Source organism: Mesorhizobium sp. M4A.F.Ca.ET.050.02.1.1, from assembly GCF_003997725.1.
Lineage (GTDB): Bacteria > Pseudomonadota > Alphaproteobacteria > Rhizobiales > Rhizobiaceae > Mesorhizobium.
This window is the reverse complement of record NZ_RZSG01000011.1, coordinates 24,940-30,939: the sequence shown is the minus strand read 5'-3', so window position 1 is coordinate 30,939 and position 6,000 is coordinate 24,940. Positions and strand designations below refer to the sequence as shown.

The window sequence follows — 6,000 nt, the reverse complement described above, 5'->3', positions numbered from 1 at the left end:
ATCTAGGCCCGCGAGCCTTCGCCCGACTCATCAACTTGGAAGGCCCCGATCTCCCTCCGAGGAACCCGAACGATATTGCGATCATAGCCCACCCCAGAGGAGCCATGGGTAACCTCTGGAGGTACCTGCCGCATCGACCATCGGTTGGAAAAGAACTGCTCGGTTCCAAGAAACAGCGGCGACATAGATATCCATGGAACCGTGATCAATCCCTCCGCCATTAGTTTTGAGAGCACCGCACCGCAACCATACGCGCCGATGGCGAAAGTGCCGTCGATCTCATCTTTAATCGCGTGGAAGTACGCTAGGATAGGACCATCGATCTGCTTAGCCGGATAGTCCCCATCGACGGCGAAAAGAATCGTACTGCCTCTATCTTTCGGCTGACCGACGCGATTTGCGAACCCCATAGCACTCTTTGCATTCGCAGTGCCGATCGAGCTCGAGAAATTGGAAATATGGCGGCTGCTGTCCTGGAAGATCGGCAGAATTCCGAAACCGTGCCCAGATAGTAGTTTGGCCTCCACTGGTGTGATGGTTTTTGGCCTCGCGGAACTCGCGTAATACCGAATGACCGTGGTCACCCCCGATCTTCGCAAGAAAGTGAGAAATTTCCGGCCTGCCGCATTGTTGAGACGGACGCTGACATCCGCTGCGGACCATCCGTCCGCCTTCGCGAAGTCTTCATGATAGGGCATGGGCTTTCCCGCTACAAAGCGCACCACCGACTTCGCTCCGCTGACGAAATCTGCGGTATTCACATATTCAACGAGCGTGCTGCTCCTTTTGGCTGAATGTAACGTCTGGCATACGGATCAGGGCAAGACGCGCAGGTAGCAAGGTGAGTCGCTCGGCGGGCCGAAGCGGCCGAAAACCTGCGCGATAGTGGACTGCGCATCCTTGTTTGACAGATTCAGGCCTTCATAGTTGGTTTCTTATAGAAGCGGGGCCGGAGTTCGTCGGCACCGCTGTCAGCCGGACCTGATCTATGACGCTGGCGAGGTTCCTTCGAATTGACACCGTCGGTTGGTGCGCTGCTGCTTTCGAGACCAATCATTAGAATCAGACCTGGGGCGTGATGTCTTGCTGCGGGGTCGAGCCACCGTTAAAGAAGTTCTTGGCATTCATAAACTGCTCGGTGGCGTTCTTATTCACGATCTCCTGGAAGTTTTTGTAATCGGGGCCGCCGCTGCGGATCCGGCGAGTCTGAACGATATTGGTAACCTCTTTATAGCTTATGTCGACGTTGACGTACCGAGCCGACGAGCAAGAATATTTTAGATCAAGGAAGTACTCATTGAACTTGACTTCTCGCAAAACAATTGCTCCGTAGTCGTAATATCCGCCTGCGCCGTTATCGAGAAGGTAGCTTTGGTAGGTGCATGTCAGAGCCTTGTACTGCTGCGACTTGCTGTTGGCGCTGAAGGTCAGGTTGCCCATCTCAGTGAGGAAGGACTCGAAATCCGTTAGCAGAGACGCCCCGTCAGTGACGATCGCCTTCGCGATCAAGGAGAGGAACGTGGCTGAGACGGAGGTCCCAGCAAACTTGTTTGAGTAACCTTTCTGTTTTTGCCCTCCCATCGAAAGGTCGGGAATGTTGCCCACAACGTTCGTCCATGTGTTGATGTCAAGTTTTTCCGCATCAACCTTAGGATGATGGGTATGCATGTAGTCGTGAATGAGTCCTCCTATAGCCAGAAGGTTGTCCTGATTTTCTTTCATGATGCCGCTGTACGCCGGGTCATCGGTCTTCTGACTAATGAGGTGAAACTGTACTGTTCCTTGATCGTTGGCGATCGTGTCGTCACTGGGGCGCGCAGCACCTGGCTGGGCCAAAAGAAGGGACTTGGCGCCGAAAAACGCGCTCGCCACCTCATAGTTCTTGTCCGAATAGCTCTGTTCATGCCCTTGAAAATGCGCAGCGACCGCGTTCAACATGCTTATCTTCCTATTCTGACCGTTGCTGTGAAAGTCGCAAAGTGCCTGGAGTGCGTAAACGCTTGAGTATCAGGTGATCTTCGCGTGTCTTCACTGGCTGTATAACAGTTTGTTCCGATCCCCACCTTTGCCTCAGGCAGACCTTTCTCTGCGCGCCGCCATTTTGCGATAGCGCAGCGGCGAGAGCCCATGAATCGCTTTGAACGCCGTGGAGAAATTGTTGCTGTTTTCGTAGCCTAAGGATTCAGCGACCTCGGCCACGCTTTCATGCCCGCTTCGCAAGCGGCCGGCAGCCTCCATCATCCGGTAGTGCCGTAACCAGGTCATAGGCCCGCAGCCAAAGGCAGCCTCGAAGCGGTTGACGAGCGTTGTCTTGTTGGTCCCGGCTATGCGCACCAGTTCGCTGAGGGCGATCTGCTGACCGACACGCTGTACCAGCAGATCGCAAGCCTTCTGAACGAGGGGGTCGGCTGAGAAGAATAGCGGTGCAGAACGCCGCGCGATCTGAGCGACGCAGGCGGTCAGTCTGCTCACAACTTCCTGCTCGATCAGTGGCCACAACAGGTAATCGGAATACCCGTCGGAGAAAACCGCCTCTCGGTCCAGCCTGCCTTCGGAAACCAGGGCGAGTTGCACCAGTCCGGACGAGAGCTTCGCATGACCGTACCCATGTTGCTCCCATTCGCGGCAATCGATGATGACGATTTGCGCGCAGCGCCCTGGCCGCAACAAACGGTGCTCAAGGATATCGATCTGCCGCACATCGTCGGGCAGATTGCCGAAGATCCGAGAACTCGCAATTTGTGACAAACACTTACCTGCTAAAGGGTCCGGGCCAAGATACGCGGCCAGAATCGATGCATGCACCTCGGTAACACCTTGAGGACTTGGCCTGCGAAAGCCTTGATGCGGCCGAACGGCGGTCGAAGAAGGTGGGTCTTGGTTTGTGTAGTTGGCTGTAAGTGTGAATACCTTCTTCACAGCAGATGCCCGCTCGAAGTCAGCGCGCGTCGGTTTCTCTGAGTTGGGACAGCGGAACCAGCACCGCGTCCGATGGACGAGGGGGTAATGAACTGGCTCGGTCCTGAAGATAGTGCCAGACCTCGATCGCATCACGCTTCTTCCCTTGGCGAAGCATCAGCCGTTTGCTCTCTCATTGTCGATGGACGCGCCAACTCTGTTCCCGCCGCCGCTGCGGCGGCAATCTTGCGGCGCAGCCAGTGATGTTCTGGGTCGCGATGGCAACGCTCGTGCCAAATCAGCCCAACCTCGTAAGGCGACAGTTCCACCGGCGGATCGACAATCGCTAGGGGGAGCAAGGCGGCGATCCGTGTAGCGACGCGGTGTGGTACAATCAGCACCAGATCGGTCGCCGCGATGGCTACAGCGGCCGTCAGGAGGTTGGAAACCAGCACCGGATCGCGATCTTGGAGGTGTAAATTTGCCAGATCGTCATGCACCCGTCCGAAGCCGCCCTTAGAATCCGAGTCAATAGCAGCGTGGCGCAGGGCAGCGAAGGCCTCGATCGTCCATTCCTGCGCCAAGGCTGGATGGTCGCAACGTAGCAGGCAGGCGAAGCGGTCAGTATAGAGCCTGCGCCGAAAGAAGCCCGGTGGCGTGCCACCGGTCTGCCCAACGGCCAGATCGATCTCGCCTTGCTCAAGGCGCCGGAGCGCGCCGGTTAGAAACGAGCCGGTGACGATGTCGAGATTGGGCGCGTGCTCGCGCAGCAGGGGGAGGAGAGGCGGCAGCAAGATCAGGGCTTGATGGTCGGGTATCGCCATTATCGTCTTTGATCGCCATTCCCCCTGGCGGTTCACCATCCCGCGAAGCGCATCCAACACCGGCGGCAGCATTCGGGCCAACCGTTCGGCCTGCGGCGTCGGGACCATGCCGCTCGAGCCGCGAACCAAAAGATCGTCATTGAAAATGCCACGCAGCCTTGTCAACGCTCGGCTCATCGACGGTTGGCTCAGGCGCACGTGCCGAGCCGCATGCGTGACGTTGCGGTGCTCCAGCAGCGCCTCGAGAGACAACAGTAAATTCAGGTCAATGGATGCCAGCATTTGCTGTTGCCGTGGGGCGCGAGCGCCCTCGACAATCAGTCGGGGCCGCTCACGCGTGTTTGAAGAAATCTGCCAACCGCAAGAGAGCTCACCCATGTCTTTTTCCTCTTGTTTTAATGTGGAATGTGCTCACGCTACGTCTTGAGATCTGGCGTGCGGTGTAGTCGATGCTGCTTAGCACATCAGCAATGTCCACCAACCGGGTGGTCGACATCTTCAATACATGGGTCTCGATCAGCGACGCGAGACAGTCGAATACTCGACGCCGACGGACCCGGGGACGAGAGCCCTCTTGCGCGGATCGGCTCAACTAGTTTGATGTGTGACCGCAGCCGCGAGTTCTTCGCTCCCGTGCCAGCATAATCGGGTACAACCTAACTGGGTAGTTGGTCTGCGGTCATCGCCATCCACCACAGCACATTAACCACGCCTCGGCGAGGCCGGAATGCTGCCCTGATTCACTTGGTCGCGATCAGCCTGGCAAGTCCGCCGCCTCCAGCTTAGCAAGAAAGCCGTCGCACCATCGATAGACATCATGCCCGATGAGACTGTGCTTCATTGCGTTCCAACGGTCTTTCCGTTCGTCTGGCGACATGCGAAATGCCTTTTCCGTGGAGGCCGCCACAGCCTCTGGGTCATAGGGATTTACAAGCACCGCTCCCTCCAATTCGCCAGCGGCGCCGGCAAATTGCGAGAGCACGAGGACGCCCGGATTGCTTGGGTCTTGCGCAGCCACGTATTCCTTCGCCACCAGATTCATGCCGTCGCGGAGCGGCGTCACCAGGCCAACGCGTGCCAGTCGATAGAGGCCGGCCAGTTGCAGCGGGCCATGGGAACGATTGGTGTAGTGTACTGGTACCCAATCGATGGTTCCAAGTTCCCCATTGACACTTCCCACCAGTTCGGCGATGCGCTTTTGCAACGCCAGATAGGCCGGTATTTCCCCGCGGGATTTCGGGGTAATCTGCAGCAGTAGCGTCTTGCGGACGCGATGGCTGTTACGATCAAGGAAATGGCGAAACGCCATGATGCGCTGATCGATGCCCTTGGAATAATCCAATCGGTCGACACCAATGGCGACGTCACAGCCAGCAGTCGTCTTGTAAATTTCCTGCAGATCCCCGTCGCGCGTCGCCAGCTCTGCGAGGCTTTCGAACTTGGCCGTGTCGATACCGATTGGAAAAACCCCGCAGCGGAACTCCCGCCCTTTGACTAGGCAGCTACGGTCTTTCATGAGCAGCCCTAAGTTTCGGCGGCGTAGACATTCGGCGAAGTTGTCAAGATCGTCGTCGGTTTGGAAGCCGACAAGGTCATAGAACGAAAGCGCTTCCAGTAATTCTTCGCAGAGCGGCACGGTGGCGAGGATGTCCGCCGGCGGCCATGGTATGTGCAGGAAAAAGCCGATCCGGTTGCGGCAGCCGCGCTCGCGCAGTTCTTTCCCTAGAGGGATCAGGTGATAATCCTGCACCCATATGACGTCGTCCTCGCGGTGGAGCGGCATCAAAGACTCTGCGAAGAGTCGGTTGACGCGGTAGTATCCTGACTTTCTCGCGTCGTTGTATTCGGCGAGGTCGACACGGCAGTGGAAGATCGGCCAAAGAACCCTGTTGGCGAAGCCGTAGTAATATTCGTCCAAATCCTTCTGCGAGAGATCGGCAAGGGCATAGGTGATGCCGTTGGCCTCCTGCATCGTCGGTGACACCTGGTTCTTCTCGGTTTTCACCTTCCCCGACCAGCCCATCCAAAGGCCGCCTCGTTGCTGGAGCGCGGCGTTCAGCGCAATGGCCATCCCGCCCGGGGGCAGTGACCCGTGCTCGTCGGGCAACGCAACCCTGTTGGAGACAATGACCAGTCTACCATCTCCACCGTCCCCAACGACACCCATAAGGTTCTTCATGGTCACTCCTGTTGACTGACAGCTTTTGGCTTCGATCTCAGCCAAGTTAGGGACGGTCATCAGGTGGGACAATCTCATTAGGCGTATGGCAGAATAGCG

5 protein-coding genes are annotated in these 6,000 nt (G+C 57.2%); all 5 read right to left on the bottom strand.

Going from position 1 to position 6,000, the window contains the following annotated elements; genetic code table 11:
- Positions 1–2: 2 nt before the first annotated feature.
- Entirely contained in the window at positions 3–698 is a 696-nt protein-coding gene (locus EOA33_RS02120) for a glycoside hydrolase domain-containing protein (RefSeq protein WP_127404828.1), read from the bottom strand.
- A 364-nt stretch (positions 699–1,062) separates the two neighbouring features.
- Positions 1,063–1,938 (bottom strand): hypothetical protein, encoded by an 876-nt coding sequence (locus tag EOA33_RS02115; RefSeq protein WP_127404827.1) that lies wholly within the window; start codon positions 1,936–1,938, stop codon positions 1,063–1,065.
- Positions 1,939–2,070: 132 nt separating this feature from the next.
- On the bottom strand, positions 2,071–2,919 hold the full coding sequence (locus EOA33_RS02110; protein WP_245482204.1) for an AraC family transcriptional regulator: 849 nt from the start codon (positions 2,917–2,919) through the stop codon (positions 2,071–2,073).
- 131 nt (positions 2,920–3,050) lie between these two features.
- The gene (locus EOA33_RS02105) at positions 3,051–4,004 is read right to left on the bottom strand and encodes a LysR family transcriptional regulator (RefSeq protein ID WP_190234183.1); all 954 of its coding nucleotides are present in this window, start codon (positions 4,002–4,004) and stop codon (positions 3,051–3,053) included.
- Between the two features lie 472 nt (positions 4,005–4,476).
- Entirely contained in the window at positions 4,477–5,901 is a 1,425-nt protein-coding gene (locus EOA33_RS02100; protein ID WP_245482203.1) for a trehalose-6-phosphate synthase, read from the bottom strand.
- Between the last annotated feature and the right edge of the window lie 99 nt (positions 5,902–6,000).

What these genes read in the sequence shown, in the direction of transcription:
- EOA33_RS02120 (WP_127404828.1), bottom strand. Translation starts at nt 698, where the DNA reads ATGCCCTATCATGAAGACTTCGCGAAGGCGGACGGATGGTCCGCAGCG.
- EOA33_RS02115 (WP_127404827.1), bottom strand. Translation starts at nt 1,938, where the DNA reads ATGTTGAACGCGGTCGCTGCGCATTTTCAAGGGCATGAACAGAGCTAT.
- EOA33_RS02105 (WP_190234183.1), bottom strand. Translation starts at nt 4,004, where the DNA reads ATGCTGGCATCCATTGACCTGAATTTACTGTTGTCTCTCGAGGCGCTG.
- EOA33_RS02100 (WP_245482203.1), bottom strand. Translation starts at nt 5,901, where the DNA reads ATGAAGAACCTTATGGGTGTCGTTGGGGACGGTGGAGATGGTAGACTG.